The organism is Rhodococcus oryzae, from assembly GCF_005049235.1.
Lineage (GTDB): Bacteria > Actinomycetota > Actinomycetes > Mycobacteriales > Mycobacteriaceae > Rhodococcus_G > Rhodococcus_G oryzae.
Window position 1 is genome coordinate 551980 of record NZ_SUMD01000002.1, and the last position, 22502, is coordinate 574481.

Consider the following 22502-nt stretch of genomic DNA (forward strand, 5'->3'; position numbering starts at 1 on the left):
CGTCGCCTCCGCGAGCTACGCGCTGGTCGAGGAGCCGACCCGCCTCGCGGTGAATAACTGGGAGAGACACCGCAAGGCCCGGGCGGCGCGGGCCGAGGAAGCCAGCGGCAACGCGGCCAGCCCCACCGCGACCACCGCGATCAGCGCCGGGAGCTGAACGAGCACCGAGTGGCCGACGTAGCCGTCGAGCGCCCGCCACGGACCGGTGGACAGCAGGGCGGCGCTGAGCATGCTGCCCGCCCCGGCGATTCCGACCAGGATGCGCGCGGCGCTCGCAGGCCCGCGTCGGACGCGAAGCGCCAGTGCCAGGCCGGTGACCAGCGCCGCGACGATCGTGCCCGGCAGTCCGGCGATCACCGTCGCGAGCGCGAGTAGCCCGAGGTAGCCGACGGTGACGGCGTGCCAGGTCCGCGGCGCCGGGCCCGCGGCCACGCATCGACGGGCGGGGAGAACCGCGAGCAGCAGCAGCGGGATCAGCAGCAGGAGGCCGCCGAAGATGCCGAGCCGGTACCAGCGGTCGGTCGGGAACTCGAGGACGACGGTGCCGTCGGTGCCCGCGGGCACGATCCAGCCCTGCTGCCAGCCGTTGACGACGACCGGCGTCAGCTCGGCGCCGTCGGGTGCCGTGGCGACCCAGCCGATGTTGTGGGACTCCGGCACCACCAGCAGCCGGTCGCCGTCGGGGGCGGCCACCCGCAGTGCCCGCTGGTTGGGGGTCCATCCGTCGGTGGCCACGCGGACGGCGTCCTGCGCCGCCGTCGCAGCGGTGGTTCCGGCCGAGGGGGTGGCGGCGAGCTGCAGTCCGTCGACGAAGAATGCGGCGCCGGGCGCGACGGTGACGTCCTGACGTCCGGCGGGCAGCGAGATCGCGGTTGCCGCGAGCACATCGGGATCGACTGCGGTGCTCTCGGTTTCGTCGACGCCGGCGGTGTCGCCCGCGCACACGGTTGCGGGCACCGGCGCGCCGGATCGCAACTGCCCCACGGTCGCGGTGACGGAGGCGCGCAGCGTCCGCCCGGCGAGCGAGAGCGTCGGCCCGTCGGCGCAACCGACGGTGACGGTCCGGTCGGTGGGCTGTTCCTCCACCCCGGTGCCTGCCACCACCAGGTCGGTTCCGTCCTCGGTGGTGGTGAGGACGCCGATCTCCGCGAGCCCGGCCGGCTGCACCTTCGCGAAGCCGAGGGCGGTCTGGTCGAGGACATCCTCCCAGTCGACCAGGCTGAGCACGATGCGGTCGGTGACGGCGGGTTCGAGGCGGATCGGTTCGTCACCGGTCAGATCCCGGACCTGGGGTCCGGTGCCGAGGTCGACCGCGACGGTGGTCGGGGCCGCGGGGAGGGCGCCGAGGCTCGGTGTCAGGTTCAGTCCCGTCACCAGTGTCGGCTCCGGAAGATTCACCGTCAGAGTCGGTTTCGCATCCTTGCCGCTGGTGGTGTCCTCGGATGCGGTCCATGCCGTGCGGGGGTCACCATCGGTGGCGGCGAAGGCGGACCCGCGCAGGTCGCCCACGGCGGCCTGCCCGACGGCCTGCGCGCGGCCGGGCTCGGCGAGCAGTGCGTCGAGCGCCGGGCCCTGCCGGGAGCGGAGGACCAGCTGCGGTGTCACCGCGGTGGCGGCAGGTGCGGACAGGGTGCGCTGGAAGGTACCCGGCTCCTCCGGGGCGAGGCCGAGTCCCCGGCTGCACCGCACCCGGTCCGGGGCCTCGACGCAGCCGGTCCGGCCGGGCAGTTCCTGGCCGAGGTCCCAGCCGGCGACGGTCGCGTCCGCCGGGGTGGGCGGCAGCACGGTGCGGAACCGGATCGGCACCGGTACCGGGGCGTCGCGATCGGAGAAGTCCTCGACGGAGATCTCGCTGACACCGAACTGGGTGCCCACCGAGCCGTCCTCGGTCTTGGTCGCGGTGATCTTGAGCCAGTCCGTCTTACCGGTCGGCAGGGACACCGTGATCACCTCGCCCGGCTTGCCGACGCGGACGGCGGTGCTGCCGTTGGGTGTGGTCACCTCGAGCTGCTTGACGGGCACACCGAGCGACCCGGGACTGGTCCGCAGTTTCAGCAGGCCGCTGGTCACGGGCGCATCGAAGTCCAATCGGATCCACTGTCCGAGAGCGCTTTCCAGGCCGTTGCTGAACCAGCCGGTCGCCGGGTCGCCGTCCACGGTTGCCGCCGGACCGCTGCCGGGCGAGGTGCCGCCGAGCTGGGTGGCGTCGGAGGCCGAGCTGGACACCGTGATCCGCGCGCCGTCCCATTCGCCGGTGACGAGCGGCGCTCCCGACACCGGGTAGTCCGGCACCAGGTTGTGGGTGCGCCGCGGGTCGTCGGGGGTGCGCAGCGCCGAGCTGTGGTTGTCGACCTGGCCGTAGTCGGTCTCGCGGTCGGTCGGGGTGTCCGTCACGACCACCGAGTCCACCGGCAGTCCGGCGCGCTCGGCGTCGGCGGCCAGCAGCACCGGGCCGGCGGGCAGGTCCAGGCCGGCGTCGCCCAGGTCGCGCCGTGCGGCCAAGCGCTGCAACGATTCCGGTCCGCCCTGCACCCTCGGAGCCCCGTTCAGGTCCACGGTGTACGGGCCGGAGCCTGCGGCGCCGGGCAGGGTTGGTGGGGGTACCTCCCGCTCGCGGGGGACGGTGACCCGGTAGATCTCGACGGCCGGGTACCTGGGCCGCAGGTCGCTGTCGGTGACCAGCCCGTCGGCCTCGCCCGCGCCGATGTCCTCACCGAACTGCGCGACCTTCTCCAGCCCGGGCGACCCGTCGATGGCCTGGTGGACCAGCGCCGGACGGGTCGAGCGGGACGTCTCCGGGTCCAGGTCGTTGCGCACCACGACGTAGCCGATGCCCTGTCCCAGCAGGGTTTCCGCCAGACCGGCCGACGGGCTGCCGTCCGCGATGAGGCGCTGAACGGAATCCAGGGCGCGGATGGCGCCTGGCGGCACGAGCGGCACCGCGTCGCGCACCGCCCATGGGGTGTCCGCCAGTGCCTGCATCGGCTCGTCGCGGGTCAGCCCCCAGAACTGGGTGGCGAACGGGGCGCCGGGCACCACCAGCGCGCGCTGCGCGTCGGATCCGTCGGGGGAGGTGCCCGCCGCGTGCTCGCCGAGCCAGTCCGCGGCCTCGTGCCAGTACGCCGGCACCTCCGGATAGGCGCCGCGGGGCGCGAGCTTGCCGGTCCAGGCCAGCGAGGTCGCCAAAGTGAGCGCGACCAGGATCAGGCTGGTGAGGGCGACCATCGGCTCGCGTTCGGGGTGCGCGAGCGCGGTCCGCCAGCGGGCGCGGGGGACCGACCCCGGCAGCGGGACCTTCCCGAGCAGGTGCGCGAGACCGAGGACCAGCGGCAGCCGGACCAGCGGCTCGAGCTTGTGCACATTGCGCAGCGGGGCGCCGCCGGAGTCGAGGAACACCCGGACCTGCTCGGCGATGGGGGAGCCGAGGTCGCCGACGTAGCCCGCGGCCAGGCCCGCCAGCCCGACGAACAGGATCAGCGCCAGCCTGCCCTTGGCAGGCATCGAGCGCATCGCCAGCCCGGCCATGCCTGCGGCGGCGATCAGTCCGGTCGCGAGGACCGCGGCGGGCTGGGTGACCAGCACCGCGCCCGCGATCCGCTCGGGCGAGACGAACGGCGTCCAGCTGTCGGTGCCGCGCAGCACCTCCGCCAGGTTCGTCCACTGGGTGGTGACCCCGGACGACTCGATGTAGTCAAGGAACGGGGGACTGACCTTGCCGAGCAGCAGCAGCGGCACCATCCACCACGCCGTCGCGACCAGGCAGAGCGGGATCCACCACGCGGTGAAGATCCACCAGCGCCGGTTCGGGCGGTGCGCGGCCCACCACAGGGCGGCGACCAGGCACGCGGCCGCGGTGGCGACGGCGTTCACCGAGCCCATCAGCGCGACCGCGAGCGCCGACTGGGCGGCGAGCCGCGCCGGTGAGTACTTCTGGTCCCCCTGGGGGCCGGACGTACTCACGAGCGACGACGTCGCCAGGATGACCGGCAGCAGCACCCAGGGCGCCAGCATCATCGGCAGGGTCTCGGAGGAGATCGACCCGAGGGTGGTCAGGACCCGCGGCGACAGCGCGAACGCCACGGCCGCGATGATCCGGGAGCTGCGACTGCCGATGCCGAGGGCCTCGGCGACCCGGATGATGCCCCAGAACCCGGCGATGAGTAGCAGCGCCCACCAGATGCGCTGGGTGATCCACGGCGGGATGTGCGCGAGTTCGCCGAGGCTGAAGAAGGCGCCGTGCGGGAAGAAGTAGCCGTAGGCCTGGTTCTGCACCTGGCCCAGAGGTGCCTGGCTACTCCACTGGTGCGACGCGCGCTCGAGGAACCCGAGCGGGTTCTGGGTGAGGTCGAACTTGGTGTCGGCGACCAGCTGGCCGGGGGCCTGCAGGAACGCCAGAAGAAACGCTATGGCGGAGGCGCCGAACAGCCACCGACGGGTCAGTGGGGCGTTGTTCGGCGCCTCGGACGCCAAGACAGAAGGAGTGCGGGAACTCGCGCTTCCAGCGTTCTTAACGGCTGCCGTACTCAACCTGGTTCAGCAGGGAGGAATCGGCGTTGCCGCTGCGATCGATGTCCGGACGAGTGTTGTCCGACGCGGCCGCAGTAACCCCGAAGACGGCGCCCAGACCGAGCACCGCACCGATCACTGCGCTTGCCACACCGGGGACAAGGAACTTCATCTCGGATCTCCCATTTGCTACTGACCGGAAACGTCTCGCGTCAAGGTATCACCTGGGACCCGACGGTCGGGTTCGCTTACCGGTTACGCGCCGCGGCCGACCGGCTCGGGGTCGACGCCGAGCGCCCCGAGCAGCGTGCGGAGCTTCGCGGACGTCTCCGCCAGCTCGGAATCGGGGTCGGAGGCGGCCACGATGCCCCCGCCCGCCCACGCCCGCGCGCGCAGCCCGTCCGCGTCGATCTCGGCGCACCGGATGGCCACCACCCACTCGCCGTCCCCGTCGTGGTCGCACCAGCCCGCCGCGCCGCCGTAGAACCGGCGCGGCTCCTCGCACTCGCGGATCGCGACGATCGCACCGTCGGTGGGGGTGCCGCCGACGGCCGGCGTCGGGTGCAGCAGGCGGGCCAGCTCCAGCGCCGACGGACCCGGGTCGCGCAGCACACCCGCGATCGGGGTGCCGAGGTGCCACACCGCGGGGGTGCCGATCAGTCGGGGCGACTGCGGCACCGTCAGTTCGGTGCAGACCGGGGCGAGGACGGAGCGGATCCATTCGGTCACGAAGGCGTGTTCGGACAGGTTCTTCGCCGAGGCCAGCAGCCGCTGTCCCTCGGCGCGGTCCTCGTCGGGGTCGGGGTGTCGCGGGGCGGTGCCTGCCAGCGGGAAGCACTCGACCTCGCGGCCGGTGCGGCGCAGCAGCAGCTCGGGGCTGGCCCCGACGAGAGCGTGCCCGGCGTAGCCGTCGCCCGCGGGCGACAGGTCGACGCCGAAGCCGTTGCCCGCGTGGTCCCGCGACACCAGCCGGGCCAGCAGCGACCACGGGTCGATGGGCGCGGCGGCCGAGAGCACCACCGAGCGCGCCGCGACCACCTTCTGCAGGTCGCCGTCGCGGAGCCGGTCGATCAGGCGGGCCACCCGGCGCAGGTGCTCCGCGGGCGCGGGCAGTTCCTCGGTCAAGCGCACGGTGGGCAGGGCGGGCAGCGATTCCGGCCGCCACGGGCCGTCGGTGAAACGCGCGGTCTCCGGCGCGGTCAGCGCGGCGGGCTCGGCGGGGTCGAACGGCAGCGCGCCGACCACCAGCGGTACGTCACGCCGCGCGAGAGCCTCGGCGGCGGCGTCGATCTCGTGGAACCGTTCCCGGCTCCCGGAGGTGCGCAGGGTCCGGTCGGCGCGGGAGAGCAGGAAACCGTCCATCGGTTCACGACGATAGTCCCGCGCCCGCGCGGCGGCCTGCCCGGCCGGTGGCTCGGTGCCCGGTGGCCTATGCGCCCGGCGGGACGATCAGTACGGGGCGGTGACTGTGCCGCAGGACGTGGTCGGCGACCGAGGACTGCAGCAGGGACCGCAGCCCGGTGGTGCCGCGGGTGCCGGTGACGATGATGTCCGCGTTCAGTTCGTCTGCGGCTTCGACGATGGTGGTCCAGATGGTGGTGACGCACTCCACGGTCCGGCCCTCGGCGTTGAGGCCCGCGTCCCGCGCCAGATCCAGGCCCTCGATGTTGATGGCCTTGGCGTCGGTCAGCGCGATGTCCTCGGACTCCTCGTCCGGAACCCATTCCGGCTGCATCACGCCGGACAGCCCGGACATCCGGGCGGCCTGGCGGACCATCGGCTCCCAGGCGGTCATCACCACTGCCCGTTCGGCGCTGAGAAAGCGGCCGGCGTATTCGATTGCGCGCTTGGCATTGTCGGAGCCGTCGTAGGCGATGAGCATCAGATCTGCAGGCATCGAGACCTCCTCGTTTCGGGGGCGATCCACATCTCACGCTACCCGTTGGAGGGTGTGGCGGCCGGGCGATCTGTCCTACCCTCGAACTGTGAAGATCACTCGAGTGCCCCGCGCCGTTGCCCTCGTCCTCGGTCTCGGGATGCTCGTGTCCTGCGGCAACAACGCGACCGACACCACGCCGTCGCCCCCCGCCTCGCCTTCCCCCTCGGCGGTGCCCGAGCACGACCTCGTCACCGGCGCCAGGGACCAGACGCTGCCTGCGCACTGCGGTGCGGACTTCCTCGCCTCCCTGACGGGCCGGCAGAAGCTGGCGCAGCTGCTCAACGTGGGTGTGACCGGGACCGCCGACGCGGTGGACGTGGTGCGGAAGGAGCAGATCGGCGGCATCTTCATCGGCAGCTGGACCGACGAGTCGATGCTGGCGGGCAAACAGGTGCCGCAGGTCGAGGCGGTGGCGAAGGTGCCGCTGATGGTCACCATCGACGAGGAGGGCGGCCGGGTGTCGCGGGTCGCGGACCTGCTCGGTGAGGATCCGCCGCCGCGCACCGTTGCCGAGACGATGACGCCCGAGCAGACCTACGAGATGGCGCTGGAACGCGGGCGGGGCCTGCGGGGTCTCGGCATCACCGTCAACTACGCCCCCGTCGTGGACGTCAGCAGCCAGCCCGCGAACTCGGTGATCGGGGACCGTTCGTTCAGCGACGACCCGGACGTCGTCACCGAGTACGCCGGGGAGTACGCCCGCGGCCTGCGCGACGCGGGTGTGCTGCCGGTGATCAAGCATTTCCCGGGACATGGTGCGGCGTCGGGTGATTCGCACACCGGTGCCGTCACCACGCCGCCGCTGGACCAGCTGCAGTCCCGCGACCTGGTGCCGTTCCGAGAGCTGGTGGACACCGGCGTCGGGGTGATGGTCGGGCATCTGGAGGTCCCCGGGCTGACCGCGCCAGGCGTGCCCGCGAGCATCAGTCCCGCCGCGATGACCCTGCTGCGGACGGGGACCGGGTACGGCGCGCCCGCCTTCGACGGACCGATCTTCACCGACGACCTCAGCGGCATGCGTGCGATCACCGACAAGCTCGACACCCCGCAGGCGGTGGCGGCGGCCCTGACGGCGGGCGCCGATGTCGCGCTGTGGCTGACCACCGACGAGGTGCCCGAGGTCCTCGACCACCTCGAGGCGCTGGTGGCCTCCGGCAAGCTCAGCCAGCAGCAGGTGGACGATTCCGTGTTGCGGGTGGCGCGGGCCAAGGGCGTCGTCACCTGCTAGCGGCGGCTTTTTCCGGCGCACAAACCGGCCGCGTGCGGGCGCAACGGGCGGATCCGGCAGAATGTAGGACGTCAATCGATCTACTTACTCTAGAGTAAGATAAAGGGTCTTACCTCTGGAGGGCACATGGCTGGCGGGACCAAACGCCTACCTCGGGCGGTTCGCGAGCAGCAGATGCTCGACGCCGCGGTCGAGGTGTTTTCCGTCAACGGGTTTCACGACACGTCGATGGACGCCATCGCCGCTGCCGCGCAGATCTCCAAGCCGATGCTCTACCTGTACTACGGCTCCAAGGAGGAGCTGTTCGCGGCCTGCATCCACCGCGAGGGCCTGCGGTTCGTCGAGGCGATCACGCCCGCGGGCGACCCGAGCCTGTCCCCACGCGAGCAGCTGCGGGCCGCCCTGGTCGGGTTCCTCGGCTTCGTCGATCAGAATCGCTCGTCCTGGATGGTGCTCTATCGGCAGGCGATCGGGCAGCAGGCGTTCGCAGGCCAGGTGCGCGGCTCCCGCGACCGGCTGATCGAGCTCACCGCCAAGCTCCTCGAATCGAGCACCAAGGATCCTGATGAGGGGACCGACTTCTCCATCATGGCCGTCGCGCTGGTCGGCGCGGGCGAGGCCGTCGCGGACCGGATCGCGGGCGGGGAGATCGCCGTGGACGCCGCGGCCGACCTGCTCGAGCGGCTGGCCTGGCGCGGTCTGTCGGGCAAGAAGAAGTAGTAGGCGCTGCGCGCCCGTGCGCGGTTGACGAGTCCCTGGACTCGTCAACCGCGCACAGGCGGCGGAGCCGCCTTACCGCAGGGTCGCGGTCAGGTGCGGATAGCCCTTCTTCGGGTGGCGCAGCGCCAGGTCCCAGCCGGTGCCGTCCGGTCCGGGCACCTGATCGGCGTAGACGTTCACCGTGGCGGGCAGCACGATCGGCTTGCCGAACTTGACGCTGTAGGTGGCCCGGTCCGGGATCCGGCCCTCGACCGCGCCGAGCACCGCGGCCGCGCTCCACATCCCGTGCGCGATGGTGCGCGGGAACCCGAACGCCTTGGCGCCGAGGGAGGAGACGTGGATCGGGTTCCGGTCCCCGGACACCGCGGCGTAGCGGCTGATGGTCGACTGATCGACCCGCAGCGTCCGCATCGGGCGCGGCGGCACCTCGTCCGCGTGCACCTGCTTCGGTTCCTTCGGCTCGCCGGTCGGGTGCATCTTCAGGAAGCTGCTGACCTGCCGCCAGACCAGCTCGCGGCCGACGGACACCTCGCTGACGAGGTCCACCTGGGTGCCCTTGGGGTGCCTGCGGATGTTCTCCGCGTGCACCTTCAGGTCCAGCGGCTCGCTGACGGAGATCGGGCGCAGCTGCTCGATCACGTTGTCCGTGTGGACGGAACCGATTGCCGGGAACGGGAACTCGGCCGAGACCATCAGCTTCATCACGGTCGGGAAGACCAGGGTGAAGGGGTAGGTGATCGGCAGGGTGTCGCCGAACCGCAGCCCGCACACCCGTGCGTACGCGGCGAGGTTGTCCGGGTTCACCCGCAGCCCCTCGAGGGCGATGGTCTGCTTCGGCAGGCTGCGCCTGGTGCCCGACTTGCCGACCACGGGCAGCGCGCCGAGCGCCGCGCGGGCGTAGATCTCGAGTGTCTTGGGCTGTTCCGTGAGCTGCACGAGATCGCCCTTGCGCGCGGACATCAGGCGCCGATCAGGGACTGGCCACACACCCGGACGACCTGGCCGGTCACGGCATTGGACGCGGGGCTGGCGAAGTACGAGACCAGCTCCGCGACGTCGACGGTCTGGCCGCCCTGCAACAGCGAGCTCATCCGACGGCCGGCCTCGCGGGTGGCGAACGGGATGGCCGCGGTCATCGCGGTCTCGATGAAGCCGGGCGCGACGGCGTTGATGGTGATGTCCTTCTCGGCCAGCACCGGGGCGGTGGCCTGGACCAGGCCGATGACGCCTGCCTTGGAGGTGCCGTAGTTGGTCTGGCCGCGGTTGCCCGCGATGCCGGCGATGGAGGACACGTCCACCACGCGGCCACCGCTGCGGAGCGCGCCCTTGGCGAGCAGGGTGTCGGTGATCCGCTGCGGGGCAGCCAGGTTCACGGCGATCACCATGTTCCAGCGGGCGTCGTCCATGTTCGCGAGCGTCTTGTCGCGGGTGATGCCGGCGTTGTGCACGATGATGTCGGCGCCGCCGTGGCGCTCGAGCAGGTGCTCGGCCAGCTTCTCGCCCGCGTCGTCGGCGGTGACATCGAGGGCAAGCGCGGTGCCGCCGACCTTGTTCGCCGTCTCCGACAGCGCCTCGCCCGCGGCCGGGATGTCGGCGCAGATGACCTTCGCGCCGTCGCGCGAGAGCACCTCGGCGATGGTCGCGCCGATGCCGCGGGCGGCACCGGTCACCACGGCGACCTTGCCCTCGAGCGGGCGGTCCCAGGAGGCCGGGGCCACGGAGTCGGCGGCGCCGACGCGGATGACCTGGCCGTCGACGAACGCGGACTTGGCGGAGAGCAGGAAACGCAGGGTGGACTCGACGCCGGACAGCCCGGTCGAGGCGTTCGGCGAGACGTAGACCAGCTGCGCCGTCGCGCCGCGCTTGACCTCCTTGCCGACGCTGCGGGTGAAGCCCTCGAGCGCACGCTGGGCGATCTGCTCGTCGACGCCCGAGGTCTCCTCGGGGGTGGTGCCGAGGACCACGACCCGGGCGCTGGGCGCGAGGTTGCGGATCACCGGCTGGAAGAACTCGAAGAGCTGGACCAGCTCGCTGACCTGGCCGATGCCGGTGGCGTCGAAGACGAGCGCGCCGAGGCGGTCGTCGTGGGGTGCGGCGGCGGGGTAGTCGGAGAGCAGGTTCCGCAGCGGCTCGACCAGGCGGCCCTTGCCGCCGATCAGCACTGGGCCTGCCAGCGCAGGCTCGCCTGCCTTGTACCGGCGTAGCTTCTCGGGCTGCGGCAGTCCGGCCTGCTTGGCGATGAACGCGCCCGGCGCGGAGGAGAGGAACTGGGAGTAGAGGTCGGGAGCGCCCTTGCTGGCTGCCACGGTCCACCTTCTTTGTCGCAATCGGGGCACCCGGATTTCGGGTGCGGTGTCGACATTGAACTTACTCTGGAGTAAGTTCGATGTCGAGGCAGGATCCCACATACATGGAGACCGACGTGACCACCAGAGCCCGAACCGCCAAGAAGCCGGCCGCAGCAGCCCCGAGCGCGGGCGGCAAGCAGCTTCGCCCCGTCGCCATCGTCGGCGGCAACCGCATCCCCTTCGCGCGCTCCGACAAGGCGTACGCGCAGGCATCGAACCAGGACATGTTCACCTCGACGCTGGACGGCCTGGTGAGCCGCTTCAATCTGCAGGGTGAGCAGCTCGGCATGGTGGTCGGCGGCGCTGTGCTCAAGCACAGCCGCGACTTCAACCTGATGCGCGAGAGCGTCCTCGGCAGCGCGCTGAGCCCGTACACCCCGGCCTACGACCTGCAGCAGGCCTGCGGCACCGGCCTGCAGTCGATCATCGCGGTCGGCGATGCGATCGCCTCCGGCCGGATCGAGGCCGGCATCGGCGGCGGCGTCGACACCACCTCCGACGCCCCGATCGGCGTCAACGACGCGCTGCGCGAGTTCCTGCTCTCGATCAACCGGGCCAAGACCACCGGTGACCGGATCAAGCTGCTCGGCAACGTGCGCCCCTCCATGCTGGGCCTCGAGATCCCGCGCAACGGCGAGCCCCGCACCGGGATGTCGATGGGCGACCACGCGGCGATCACCGCCAAGGAGTTCGGCGTCCGCCGGGAGGACCAGGACGAGCTCGCCGCGGCCAGCCACAAGAACATGGCGGCGGCCTACGACCGCGGGTTCTTCGACGACCTGGTCACCCCGTTCCTCGGGCTGACCCGCGACGACAACCTTCGGCCCGGCTCGACGGTGGAGAAGCTGGCCACCCTCAAGCCGGTGTTCGGCACCAAGCTCGGCGACGCGACGATGACCGCGGGCAACTCCACCCCGCTCACCGACGGTGCCTCGGCGGCGCTGCTGTCCACCGACGAGTGGGCGGCCGAGCGGAACCTGCCGGTGCTCGCGCACCTGGTCGACTCGGAGACCGCGGCGGTCAGCTACGTGCATGCGCCCAGCGGGCATAGCGCAGACGGGCTGCTGATGGCGCCGACCTACGCGATCCCGCGCCTGCTGGCCCGCAACGGGCTCACCCTGCAGGACTTCGACTACTACGAGATCCACGAGGCGTTCGCCTCGGTGGTCCTCGCGACGTTGCAGGCCTTCGAGTCGGACGAGTACTGCAAGGAGCGGCTCGGCCTCGACGGCGCGCTCGGCTCCATCGACCGCAGCAAGCTCAACGTCAACGGTTCCTCGCTCGCGGCCGGGCATCCGTTCGCGGCGACCGGCGGCCGCATCGTGGCCTCGTTGGCAAAGATGCTCGCGGAGAAGGGATCCGGACGCGGCCTGATCTCCATCTGTGCGGCGGGCGGCCAGGGCGTCACGGCGATCATCGAGCGGTAAAACCGAACGGGCAGGCCGCCGAGCCTGTCGCTGCTGTCGACGCACGGTCTGGAATCACGATGATCCCAGACCGTGCGTTTCTCTTTGTGGTGCGTGAGGATACGAGCCATGACTGTTCGCACCGTTGCGCTCGCCGAAGGACTCGACGTCAGTGCCCTGGGGTACGGGGCCATGTCGGTGGCCCCCGTCTACGGACCGGTCGACCCGGCCGAGGCCCTCGCCACCCTGCACCACTCGATCGACATCGGCGTCACCTTCCTCGACACGGCCAACGTGTACGGGAACGGCGACAGTGAGAAGGCCGTCGGCGAGGTGCTGCGCACCCGACGCGGCGAGGTGCAGCTGGCCACCAAGTTCGGTCTCGTCGGCAACATCGCCGCGGGACAGCGGGGCATCGACGGCCGACCCGAGCATGTCGCGGGCTTTCTGGAGGCGTCGCTCGGCCGCCTCGGCGTCGACAGCGTCGACCTCTACTACCTGCACCGGGTCGATCCGAACGTCCCGATCGAGGAGACGGTCGGCGCGATGGCCGAGCTGGTGACCGCGGGGAAGGTGCGACACCTCGGGCTTTCCGAGGCCACCGGCGACGAGCTGCGCCGTGCCAACGCGGTCCACCCGATCGCCGCGATCCAGAGCGAGTGGAGCGTGTGGAGCCGCGACGTCGAGCGCAGCGTCGTCCCCACCGCCGCCGAGCTCGGTGTCGGTTTCGTGCCGTACTCGCCGGTCGGTCGGGGTTTCCTCACCGGCACCTACGACCCGGCCGCGCTCGGCGAGTCCGATCTGCGCCGCCGGTTCCCCCGGTTCGATGCCGAGTCGCTGCCCGGCAACGCGAAGGTGATCGAGGTGATCGAAGGGGTCGCTCGCGAGTCCGATGCGACGGCGGCCCAGGTCGCGCTGGCCTGGCTGTACGCCAAGGGTCGCGAGTTCTCGTTGCCGGTGGTGCCGATCCCGGGGACGCGTTTCGCCGCGCGGGTCACCGAGAACGCGGAGGCGGCGGCGCTCGAGCTGCCCGCCGACCTGATCGCCCGGCTCGACGAGCTGGCCGCGATCACGGTCGGGGCGCGGTCGGCTGATCCGACCTGGGTGTCCTTCGGCCGGGAGTAGGACCACCCCGCCGAGGGAGCCCGCTCGATGGCGCGAGCCGCCCGTCCGGAGTCCGGTCTCGGATATGTCACGGTGAGGGCTCGAGTGCTCCGTTCTGTGTTGAATCGAGGTCCGACCAGGCCCGTTGCGGGTGTTGCGTAGGACACCAACCGACCGCCCTGTTTGGCTTGCGAGGTCGTGAGGCGATGCCTGCCGGTCACCGGAGCGCTCCGGAAACGACGTCGCCGATCGCGATACCGACCCGGCCCCGCCGTGCCGGTTCATCGCGATGCGGCGGGTGAATCTCGTTGGAGTACAACGTCACTGGTAACCGGTGGCGCATCGGCCCGTCCGTTCGGGGGCGAGTCCTGCCGTGGTGGCCGTGGTGGAGGACTGCCGCGCTGGGCAGGCCGACCACTCCCTCTGGGAACCGAATGTCAACCCGACACGCCAAAGCACTATTTGTGACGCTCATCGCAATTGGTTGAAATCTGGGTCGCCGGCGACGTTACCTGGTTGTGACCTAATTGCTGCTTGACGGTGACTTGACAGGGATGGCGACATCCTCGACCAAGCGCCCGCGGCACCGTTCGGAGGCCGAGACATCATTCGGTCGAATCTTGGAGCCCGACCCTTGAATGTTTCACGCTCGCGTCATTTCGGTGTAGCCCTCGCCGCAGCCACCCTGATCGCCACCGGGGCGGCAGTCATCGGACCCGGTGGTGTCGCCAACGCCGCCAACGCAGTGCCCGCCGGGTTCTACGGTCCCCTCGACGCCTCCGCGCCCCCTCGGGTCGAGACGCTTCGTGCGGCCGAGCAGGCTCCCGTGGATCCGGCTCCTGCCGAGCCGGCTGCCGCGGCCGAGCCCGCGCCTCAGCCGCCCGCACCGGCGCCGGCAGGCGTCACCCCCGACGAGCTGGCACGCATCGTGCCCGGTATGCCCGCGGAGAAGATCGCAGAGTATGTCGCTCCCCTGAACGCGGCTATGGAGCGCGGCGGAATCGACAACCCCGTCCGCCAGGCGGCGTTCATCGCGCAGCTCGCCGTCGAATCCGACTCGTTCCGGACCTTCGAGGAGTACGCATCCGGCCGCGCCTACGAGGGGCGGGCTGACCTCGGGAACACCCAGGCGGGCGACGGTGAGCGTTACAAGGGTCGCGGCGCCATCCAGATCACCGGCCGCCACAACTACGAGAGTCTGAGCCAGTTCACGGGCGTCGACTTCGTCGCGCACCCCGAGCTCGTCGAAGCGCCGGAGAACGCGTTCACCACCGCGGTCTGGTACTGGCAGTCGAGGGACCTCAACCAGGTTGCCGATTCCGCGGGAATCGTCCGGGTGTCCGAGCTCGTCAACGGTGGTCACCACGCTCTCGAGCGGCGGGTGGCGGACTTCCAGCGTGGTCTGGACGTGCTGATCCGCCCGTAGTTCCCGGCGGCCGGGCAGTTTCGTCGGCAAAGATGTTCGCGGAGAAGGGATCCGGCCGTCCCGATCTGCTCCTGTGTGGCGGGTGGCACAGTCTCGCGAGTGTTTGCGCAGGTGACGCGGCTTCATCCCGAGTTCTGGGACGGCCGAGAAGGATTCTGATCCCGGTGTGTAACGGGATCTCGACGTCGGTCGATACCCGTGTAGTCCCGCGTTGCAGCCTGACCCCCGACCCGGTTGCAATGCGGGACTACCCATATCCGCGTGTTGGCGTCCGCCTGACTGGACGCCCGACCAACATTCTTCGCCAAAGTTCCGGAGGGGCTGAGTCATTCGTGATGACGCCGCCTCGCTGTCCGGCGGTGACCAGAGATGGAATCCGACGGTTCCCCGGTCTGGCGACGCTACGAATCTGCAGCCCCATGAGCGTCGCGTTACGCTGGACCTCGGAAAACAGGCGGTTGGCCCAGCGGCAATTCGGTAGGAGGGGCCAGGGTGACGGACGGTAACGGCGGGAGCGGTAGGCATGCGAACGGGCATGTCGCACCCCCGACCGAGGATGGCGGGAAGGTGCCCGGCCATTCCGTCGGCGACGCCGACGGCGCCAAGACGGTTCGCATCGTCCTCGATCAAGACCAGGAGGCAGAGGCCCCGACCGCGCGGATCGAGCGCCCGGAGCAGCCGCAGCTAGACCAGGGTGACGAGGCCACGCCGGATGAGGCCGAGACAACGATCATCCCGGTCGTGCGCCCCGATCGGCAGGCTGATGCGCCGTCCGAGGCCTTCCAGGCGCCTGTGCAGGCATACAGCGACATACCGGGGGCGGCCGCCGGACCGTCGGATCCGGCCGACCCCGACACCGTGCTCATGGCCGGAGAGGGCGCCGCGCCACGGTCCGGCCCGCCCGCCGAACCACGGCCGGAACCCGCCGCATCCGGACCTCCGCCCGTCCCTCCGGTCGGCCCGCCGATGGGCCCGCAGGACGGCCCCGGGTCGCCGCAGCCCGGGTCGTCGGGCCGATCCCCGCTCGCCAAGATCGCGATCGGCGCCGCCGCGCTGGCCGCGGTGGGGCTCGTCGCCTACGGGGCGGACTACGTCCTGTCCGGCGATTCGGTCCCGCGGGGCGTCACGGTGGCCGGTGTCGACGTCGGTGGGTTGAGTACCGCCGATGCGGAGGCGAAGCTGCGCGCACAGATCGGGCCGAGGGCCGACCAGCCCGTCCCGGTGCAGGCCGGTGAGGTGCAGACCGAGATCGTGCCGAGCGAGGCGGGCCTCGCCGTCGACTGGTCGGCCACGCTTGACCGGGCCGGCTCCCAGCCGTTGAACCCCGTCACGCGGCTGACGTCGCTGTTCTCCGAGCGCGAGATCGGCGTCGTCACCACCACGGACCCGGTGAAGCTGACCGAGGCGATCGACGGGATCCGGCTGCAGACCGACCGCGCACCGCTCGAGGGCAACGTCGTGTTCGAGGGGGCGACGCCGATCGCCGTCACGCCCCGGCAGGGCCAGAATCTCGACGGACAGGCCGCGGAGACCGCCTTCGCCGAGAACTGGGCGAACGGGGAGAGCGTGGACCTGCCCGTGAGCGTGGTACCCGTCTCGGTGGGGCAGGACGGCGTGGACCGGGCGATGAACGAGGTCGCGGTCCCCGCCGTGGCGACGGATCTCGTGGTGACCGGCCGGGACAACAAGTCCGCGGTGTTGCGCCGGGACCAGGTCGGCGGCGTTCTCACCTTTGTGCCAGACGGGAACGGTGGACTCACCCCGCAGTACAACGTCGACGCGGCGATCGGAGTGCTCGCGCCGCAACTCGCCGCCACCGAGGTCCAGCCCAAGGACGCGACGTTCAGCCTGTCCGGGGGCGCGCCAACGGTGGTGCCCGCGGTGACCGGCGACATGATCGAGTGGCGCAAGACCCTCGAGCAGCTGCCGACGCTGATGGCGCTGACGGGACCGCGCACCACGGCCGCGGTCTACGAGCAGAAGCAGCCCGCGTTGACCACGGCCGCCGCGGACAAGCTCGGCATCCGGCAGGTCATCGGCGAGTTCACCAGCGGCGGATTCGAGGCGGCCTCGGGGGTCAACATCCGTCTGGCGGCCAGCGAGATCAACGGCGCCGTCGTCAAGCCGGGGGAGACGTTCTCGCTCAACGGACACACCGGTCCGCGTGGATCGGCGGAGGGCTACGTCGAGTCCGGGGTGATCAACAACGGCCGCCCGGCGAAGGCGGTCGGCGGTGGCATCAGCCAGCTCGCCACCACGCTCTACAACGCCGCCTACTTCGCGGGCATGGAAGACGCGGGCCACACCGAGCACAGCTACTACATCTCCCGGTACCCCGCGGCCAGGGAGGCGACCGTGTTCGAGGGTGCGATCGACCTGAAGTTCAAAAACGACTCGCCGACCGGTGTGCTGATCCAGGCCGTCGGAACCGGATCCGATGTGACGGTGCGGCTCTGGGGAACCAAGACGGTGGACGTCGAGTCCATCCCGGGGGAGCGGTACGCGCCAACCGACCCGAACACCGTGACCCTTCCCAAGGGTCCGGGCTGCATCGCCTCCAGCGGCGCGAAGGGCTTCACCACCAGTGACACCAGGGTGATCACCGATCACGCCACCGGGCAGGAGATCTCGCGCGACACCCGCACGGTCAAGTACGACCCGGTGCCCATCGTCAAGTGTGAGTAACGGCCGCGGGAGCGGGCTCAGCCCGAGTGGGTGATCTGTCCGATCGGGGGTCGCTCGCCGCCGAGCAGGCGGCGGTGGGCGTCGTCCAGCTGTCGTTCCGCGCGGGCATCGACCCAGCGCTGCCCGCCGGGCAGTCGGGCGATGACGCGATGCTTGACGGTGTTCGCGGCGGCCCGCCACACCGGGTACCACGGCGGCCGCATCGGCACCCGGAGCGCACGCACTCCCGCGGGACCGAGCAGCGTGGTGGCCAGGCTCAGCCCGCGCTCGTAGTCGTAGGTGCGGCGGATCCGCTGGAAGTTCTTGTGGTGGATCAGCTTCGGCGATTCGATCAGCGACTTCGCCAGGGCGAGGCTGTTCGCGTCCGCCGCCGGTGACGCGGTCCCGATGTGGTAGATCATCCGCCGTCCGGCGGCCTCGGTGAACGGCAGCCAGTGCTCGTCCACACCCATCAGCCAGCCGACGTAGCACCACAGGTGCATCGCGGCGTCGGCGTCCGCTCTGGTGTAGCGCAGGCCGAGGACCCGGGTGTGGATCAGGAAGGTGGTCGAGAACAGTCCGAGGGTGCCCGCCTGGTCGAACTGGTTGATCGGCAGCCCGCGCACGTCGCTGTGCCAGGCGGGGTCGTGTTCGTGCTGGTAGTTGAGGAACGCGTGCATCGCCCGCACGTGCACCGTGAGTTTCCAGCCCTCGCCGAAGCGCTCGAGTCCGCCCGGCGCGGTGACCGCGCGCCACCACACGCTGGTCTCGGAGACCCGGCGCAGCGTCTGCTCGCCGGTGAGCTTGCCCGAGGCCATCAGCACCGGCAACGGCCCGGAATTGTTGTAGCCGCCGAGAAGTGAGCCGTAGCCGAGGACCAGGGAGGCGTCCATGCCCACCCGGCGCAGCACCCGTGCGCCGTGCGCCAATTTCGCCTCGTCCACCCAGTCGGGGGTCCGGGCCAGCTCCCCGAAGAACTCCCGCAGCGGGTCCGGCGGATCGGGGATCGAGTCGATGCCGTGTTCGAGGGCCTGACGGAACATCGGCATGGACACGATGTGGTCCTCGCGGATGGCTCGGACCAGGGCGTCGCCCGCTTCGTCGCGTTCCATCAGCGCCCGGCCGAGCCGGTCGCGTTCGTCGCCGGTGGGGTTCGGCGCCGCGCCGACGAGCAGGCGCAGGGGTGCCGCGACCCGGCGCGCGGCGATCGGATCCCGCATGAACCGCTGCGGCGCGCTTGCTCCGGTCGTATCCGACAGGCTCTTGGTCACGGTGCGCCCTTCGCTCGGGGGATCCGGTGCCCGCGGATCTGCGTGCGGGCCTATGGTCAACATGCAGGATGACAACGCATGTTGTCAATACCTGGTCCTGGCCCCGGCGCCCGCGATCCATCCGGTACGGAAACGGCGATGCCGCACACCGTGTCGGTGTGCGGCATCGCCGTTGATCCGGATCGGGCCCGCGGGCCCGGTCGAGCTCGTGCCGTTTAGAACGCGGCTTCGTCGAGCTCCATGATGTCGTTGTCGGTGTTCGCGATGATGGCGCGGTTCGCGGTCAGCTCGGGCAGCACGTTCTTCGCGAAGAAGGACGCGGTGGCGACCTTGCCCTCGTAGAACGACTTGTCCTTGTCGGCGGCACCGGCGTCGAGCGCCTTGATGGCGATCTCGGCCTGCTCCAGCAGACGCCAGCCGATGAGCAGGTCGCCGACCGACATCAGGAAGCGCACCGAACCGAGGCCGACCTTGTACAGCTCGGTGGTCTGCTCCTGGGCGCCCATCAGGAAGCCGGTCAGGGTCGCGGCCATCGTCTGGACGTCCTCGAGCGCGGTGGCGAGCAGGGCACGCTCCGACTTGAGGCGGTTGTCGGCATCCTCGCGCTCGATGAACTTCTTGACCTCGCCCGCCACGTGGGCAAGGGCGACACCACGGTCGCGAGCGATCTTGCGGAAGAAGAAGTCCTGCGCCTGGATCGCGGTGGTGCCCTCGTACAGCGAGTCGATCTTCGCGTCGCGGATGTACTGCTCGATCGGGTAGTCCTGCAGGAAGCCCGAGCCGCCGAGGGTCTGCAGGCTCTCCGTCAGGTACTGGTAGGCCCGCTCGGAGCCGACACCCTTGACGATCGGGAGCAGCAGGTCGTTGACGCGGAACGCGAGGTCCTTGTCGGCGCCGGAGACCAGCTGGGCCAGCACCTCGTCCTGGTGCGCGGCGGTGTAGAGGTACACCGAGCGCAGGCCCTCCGCGTACGACTTCTGCATCGCCAGCGCCCGGCGGACGTCCGGGTGGTGGGTGATGGTCACGCGCGGCGCGGCCTTGTCGGTCATCTGGGTCAGGTCGGCACCCTGCACGCGCTCCTTGGCGTACGCCAGCGCGTTGAGGTAGCCGGTCGACAGGGTGGAGATGGCCTTGGTGCCGACCATCATGCGGGCGTGCTCGATGACGTCGAACATCTGGGCGATGCCGTTGTGGACCTCGCCGACCAGCCAGCCCTTGGCGGGGATGCCGTTGCCGCCGAAGGTGAGCTCACAGGTCGCGGAGGCCTTGAGGCCCATCTTGTGCTCGACACCGGTGACGAAGACGCCGTTACGCTCGCCCAGCTCGTTCTTCTCGAAGTCGAAGTGGGTGTTCGGCACGAAGAACAGGCTCAGGCCCTTGGTGCCCGGTCCTGCGCCCTCGGGGCGGGCCAGCACCAGGTGGAAGATGTTCTCGAACAGGTCGTCGGAGACCGCCGAGGTGATGAACCGCTTGACGCCCTCGATGTGCCAGCTGCCGTCGTCCTGCTTGATGGCCTTGGTGCGGCCGGCGCCGACGTCCGAGCCTGCGTCCGGCTCGGTCAGCACCATGGTGGCGCCCCAGCCGCGCTCGACGCAGGTCTCGGCCCACTTCTTCTGCTCTTCGGTGCCGTTCTCGAACAGCACACCCGCGAACGACGGGCCGGCGGCGTACATGAAGGCGGCAGGCTGCGCGCCGAGCAGCATCTCGGCGATGGACCAGACAAGGGCGCGGGGAGCGGCGACGCCGCCGATCTCCTCCTGCAGGCCCATCCGGTACCACTCGCCGTCCCACATGGCCTTGAACGAGGCCTTGAACGACTCGGGCAGCGCCAGCGTGTGGGTCTCGGGATCGAAGACGGGCGGGTTGCGGTCCGCGTCGGCGAACGCCTCGCCGAGCGGGCCCTCGGCCAGCTTGGCGACCTCGCTGAGCATGGTGCGGATCGTGTCCGCGTCCAGGTCGCCCCAGGCGCCCTCGCTCAGCGGCTTCTCGAGACCGAGTACCTCGAAGAGGTTGAACTCCAGGTCACGGACGTTGCTCTTGTAATGGCCCATGTCTTTTTCTCCCGGTGAGACGGTGCGGTCATGCTGTGTCAAGTACCGCCCAAGTAGCTACTCGTCGGTAACTTAGCCGATATTACTCGGCATTCAGTTAGCTGCCAAGATAGGGGCGCCTTCCCACGACCAGCGCATCGATCGCGGTGCCGGTCTCGGTGTGCCGGTACCGCCGTTCCGCGACGGTGGGGTCCACCGCGTCGCCCAGCTCGTCGACCAGCTCCGTTGGGGTGTACAGGATCTCGATGTCCTGGGGCCCGCCCACGCCCTCGGCGATATTGGTGGCGTCGTGCCCGAGGATCAGCAGCGTGCCGCCCGGCCGGAGTGCGGCCGCGGCCCGGCGCAGCAGTTCTGGCCGCTCTTTCGGCGAAAGATGCAGGTAAACGACGAGAACCAGGTCATACTCTGGCAGGAATTCGATCTTCGTCACATCGGCGTGCCGCCACTCGAGTCGTTCGCGCACCGACCGCGGCAGTGGCGCGGCGGCCCTCGCCCCCTTCTCGAGTGCCACCGAGGAGAAGTCCACCGCGGTGACCTGCCAGCCACGAGTGCCCAGCCACAACGCATTTCGGCCCTCGCCGCAGGCGAGATCCAGGGCACGTCCCGCCGGCAGGGAGGTCGCGAACTCCATCACCACCGCGTTGGCGGGCGCACCCCAGACCAGTTCGGTGCCCGCGTACTTCTCGTCCCAGTCCTGTGCGTCCATCGCCGTGACGGTAGCCGTGCGTTGCCGGCAGGCGTTCACGGATGGAGGGTGGTGCGCATCAACAGGACGTTGTAGTTGGAGTGCACGGTGGTGAGGAAGTACAGATCGGGCCCGGTGGACCAGGGATGGATGTACGCGCCGTAGGCGGTCGGCAGCTCACGGGCCTCGAGCAGCACCTCCGGCGGGCCCCAGGGGCCGGTGGGTGACGGCGAGCGGCGCATCACCACGGAGTTGAAATTGTCGGTGGTGAGCATCAGGTACTGCCCGAGGAACTGGTTGTACTGCACCGACAGCTCGGCGACACCGCCGAACACGATGGGCGCGGCCGCGTTCGGGTCGCCCTTCTTCCACTCGTGGCCGTTCCAGTACTCGTAGGCGCCGAGGTCGCGGATCTGCTTCTCCGGCACCCGGGCCAGGTGCACGAGTCCGCCACGGCCCGGCGGGGTGCCGTACTGGTAGACGAAGCCGCCGTCCTTGACGAACGCGCTCATCTGGAAGTTCCGGTTACCGGCGGTGGCCGGACGGTTGGTCTCGGGGGCGACGGTCCAGTTCTCCCCGTTGTCCGTGGAGAACGCGAGTCCGGAGTAGTTGGTTTCCCACTGGCCCGGCTCGCCCCAGTTCTTGACCGACATCAGCGACATGTACTGCACGCCGTCCACCGCGACGCCTGCGGTCGGGATCCTGCTGATCTCCACGTACGGGATCTTCGGGCTGGGGATCAGCTCCTTGGCCTGGCCGAGGAAGTCGCGCGGCGAGCTGTCAAAGCTCATGCCGTCGGCGAGATTTCGATCCGCGCTGCGGAAGAGGGTGTTGCTCCGCCACGACCAGAGGCTTCCGTTCAAGAGGTTCGGGACGCCGAGCCCGGCCGAATCGCCGAACGCGGTGAGCACCTCGCCGTTTCCGTTGTCCCACATGATGCCGAGGTCGGTGCCGAGGACGTTGGCGTCCTGGGTTCGATTGGGGCTGAGCAGGCCGGTGGCCTGGGCGATGGCCGAGGAGCGGCCGTTCAGCACCGGCAGCCCGTTGGTCCCGTTGAGCCCCGGGATCGGGTTCACGGTGTTCGGATCGGCCGCTGCAGGCCCGGCCAGCAGGAGCATCGCCGCCGCTCCGATAGCCGAGACCTGTACCAATCG

At 70.4% G+C, this 22502-nt stretch carries 16 protein-coding genes; 6 read left to right on the top strand and 10 right to left on the bottom strand.

The genetic code is table 11. The annotated features are described in order from the left end of the window. Positions 1–15: 15 nt before the first annotated feature. The 4 genes from FCG67_RS05960 to FCG67_RS05975 all read right to left on the bottom strand — a co-directional run bounded on the left by FCG67_RS05960 (position 16) and on the right by FCG67_RS05975 (position 6403). Positions 16–4470 carry an alpha-(1->3)-arabinofuranosyltransferase gene (locus FCG67_RS05960; protein ID WP_136907970.1) on the bottom strand — a complete coding sequence of 1485 codons (4455 nt, stop codon included), beginning with the start codon at positions 4468–4470 and terminating at the stop codon, positions 16–18. Between the two features lie 37 nt (positions 4471–4507). After that, complete coding sequence (locus FCG67_RS05965) at positions 4508–4678, bottom strand: DUF2613 domain-containing protein (RefSeq protein ID WP_077040203.1); 171 nt, start codon at positions 4676–4678, stop codon at positions 4508–4510. A gap of 83 nt (positions 4679–4761) precedes the next feature. After that, positions 4762–5868: an isochorismate synthase gene (locus tag FCG67_RS05970; protein WP_136907972.1), complete on the bottom strand. Its 1107-nt coding sequence runs from the start codon at positions 5866–5868 to the stop codon at positions 4762–4764. A gap of 67 nt (positions 5869–5935) precedes the next feature. Next, positions 5936–6403, bottom strand: coding sequence for a universal stress protein (locus FCG67_RS05975; RefSeq protein ID WP_077043410.1), 468 nt, complete (start codon positions 6401–6403; stop codon positions 5936–5938). Positions 6404–6542: 139 nt separating this feature from the next. On the opposite strand from FCG67_RS05975, the gene FCG67_RS05980 reads away from it, so the two are divergent. Together FCG67_RS05980 and FCG67_RS05985 are read left to right on the top strand one after the other, a co-directional pair. Continuing rightward, on the top strand, positions 6543–7673 hold the full coding sequence (locus tag FCG67_RS05980) for a glycoside hydrolase family 3 N-terminal domain-containing protein (protein ID WP_136908153.1): 1131 nt from the start codon (positions 6543–6545) through the stop codon (positions 7671–7673). Between the two features lie 126 nt (positions 7674–7799). Continuing rightward, on the top strand, positions 7800–8393 hold the full coding sequence (locus tag FCG67_RS05985; protein ID WP_077040206.1) for a TetR/AcrR family transcriptional regulator: 594 nt from the start codon (positions 7800–7802) through the stop codon (positions 8391–8393). Positions 8394–8465: 72 nt separating this feature from the next. On the opposite strand, the gene FCG67_RS05990 is transcribed toward FCG67_RS05985, so the two are convergent. Then, on the bottom strand, positions 8466–9353 hold the full coding sequence (locus FCG67_RS05990) for a MaoC/PaaZ C-terminal domain-containing protein (RefSeq protein ID WP_136907974.1): 888 nt from the start codon (positions 9351–9353) through the stop codon (positions 8466–8468). After that, a complete protein-coding gene (locus FCG67_RS05995; protein ID WP_077040208.1) occupies positions 9353–10699 on the bottom strand; it encodes a 3-oxoacyl-ACP reductase in 1347 nt (448 codons plus the stop codon). The genes FCG67_RS05990 and FCG67_RS05995 overlap by 1 nt, the downstream gene beginning before the upstream one ends. A gap of 116 nt (positions 10700–10815) precedes the next feature. Here FCG67_RS05995 and FCG67_RS06000 point away from each other — a divergent pair, with 116 nt between their 5' ends. The 4 genes from FCG67_RS06000 (at position 10816) to FCG67_RS06015 (ending at position 17362) form a co-directional block, all read left to right on the top strand. Beyond that, positions 10816–12168, top strand: a complete 1353-nt coding sequence (locus FCG67_RS06000; RefSeq protein ID WP_136907976.1) for an acetyl-CoA C-acetyltransferase — start codon at positions 10816–10818, stop codon at positions 12166–12168. A 108-nt stretch (positions 12169–12276) separates the two neighbouring features. Beyond that, on the top strand, positions 12277–13272 hold the full coding sequence (locus FCG67_RS06005; RefSeq protein WP_136907978.1) for an aldo/keto reductase: 996 nt from the start codon (positions 12277–12279) through the stop codon (positions 13270–13272). Positions 13273–13885: 613 nt separating this feature from the next. Continuing rightward, positions 13886–14677: a glycoside hydrolase family 19 protein gene (locus tag FCG67_RS06010; RefSeq protein ID WP_136907981.1), complete on the top strand. Its 792-nt coding sequence runs from the start codon at positions 13886–13888 to the stop codon at positions 14675–14677. A 615-nt stretch (positions 14678–15292) separates the two neighbouring features. After that, positions 15293–17362 carry a VanW family protein gene (locus FCG67_RS06015; protein WP_425467800.1) on the top strand — a complete coding sequence of 690 codons (2070 nt, stop codon included), beginning with the start codon at positions 15293–15295 and terminating at the stop codon, positions 17360–17362. A 17-nt stretch (positions 17363–17379) separates the two neighbouring features. On the opposite strand, the gene FCG67_RS06020 is transcribed toward FCG67_RS06015, so the two are convergent. From FCG67_RS06020 to FCG67_RS06035, 4 genes are all read right to left on the bottom strand, one after another. Continuing rightward, the gene (locus FCG67_RS06020; protein WP_246044882.1) at positions 17380–18612 is read right to left on the bottom strand and encodes an oxygenase MpaB family protein; all 1233 of its coding nucleotides are present in this window, start codon (positions 18610–18612) and stop codon (positions 17380–17382) included. A gap of 215 nt (positions 18613–18827) precedes the next feature. Then, positions 18828–20663: an acyl-CoA dehydrogenase gene (locus FCG67_RS06025; RefSeq protein WP_136907983.1), complete on the bottom strand. Its 1836-nt coding sequence runs from the start codon at positions 20661–20663 to the stop codon at positions 18828–18830. Between the two features lie 97 nt (positions 20664–20760). Beyond that, positions 20761–21369 (bottom strand): class I SAM-dependent methyltransferase, encoded by a 609-nt coding sequence (locus tag FCG67_RS06030; protein WP_136907985.1) that lies wholly within the window; start codon positions 21367–21369, stop codon positions 20761–20763. 35 nt (positions 21370–21404) lie between these two features. Beyond that, positions 21405–22466 (bottom strand): glycoside hydrolase family 183 protein, encoded by a 1062-nt coding sequence (locus tag FCG67_RS06035; protein WP_211243133.1) that lies wholly within the window; start codon positions 22464–22466, stop codon positions 21405–21407. Between the last annotated feature and the right edge of the window lie 36 nt (positions 22467–22502).

Coding starts and splice junctions, on each gene's coding strand:
- FCG67_RS05965 (WP_077040203.1), bottom strand. CDS start 4,678: ATGAAGTTCCTTGTCCCCGGTGTGGCAAGCGCAGTGATCGGTGCGGTG.
- FCG67_RS05970 (WP_136907972.1), bottom strand. CDS start 5,868: ATGGACGGTTTCCTGCTCTCCCGCGCCGACCGGACCCTGCGCACCTCC.
- FCG67_RS05975 (WP_077043410.1), bottom strand. CDS start 6,403: ATGCCTGCAGATCTGATGCTCATCGCCTACGACGGCTCCGACAATGCC.
- FCG67_RS05980 (WP_136908153.1), top strand. CDS start 6,543: ATGCTCGTGTCCTGCGGCAACAACGCGACCGACACCACGCCGTCGCCC.
- FCG67_RS05985 (WP_077040206.1), top strand. CDS start 7,800: ATGGCTGGCGGGACCAAACGCCTACCTCGGGCGGTTCGCGAGCAGCAG.
- FCG67_RS05990 (WP_136907974.1), bottom strand. CDS start 9,353: ATGTCCGCGCGCAAGGGCGATCTCGTGCAGCTCACGGAACAGCCCAAG.
- FCG67_RS06005 (WP_136907978.1), top strand. CDS start 12,277: ATGACTGTTCGCACCGTTGCGCTCGCCGAAGGACTCGACGTCAGTGCC.
- FCG67_RS06025 (WP_136907983.1), bottom strand. CDS start 20,663: ATGGGCCATTACAAGAGCAACGTCCGTGACCTGGAGTTCAACCTCTTC.
- FCG67_RS06030 (WP_136907985.1), bottom strand. CDS start 21,369: ATGGACGCACAGGACTGGGACGAGAAGTACGCGGGCACCGAACTGGTC.
- FCG67_RS06035 (WP_211243133.1), bottom strand. CDS start 22,466: ATGCTCCTGCTGGCCGGGCCTGCAGCGGCCGATCCGAACACCGTGAAC.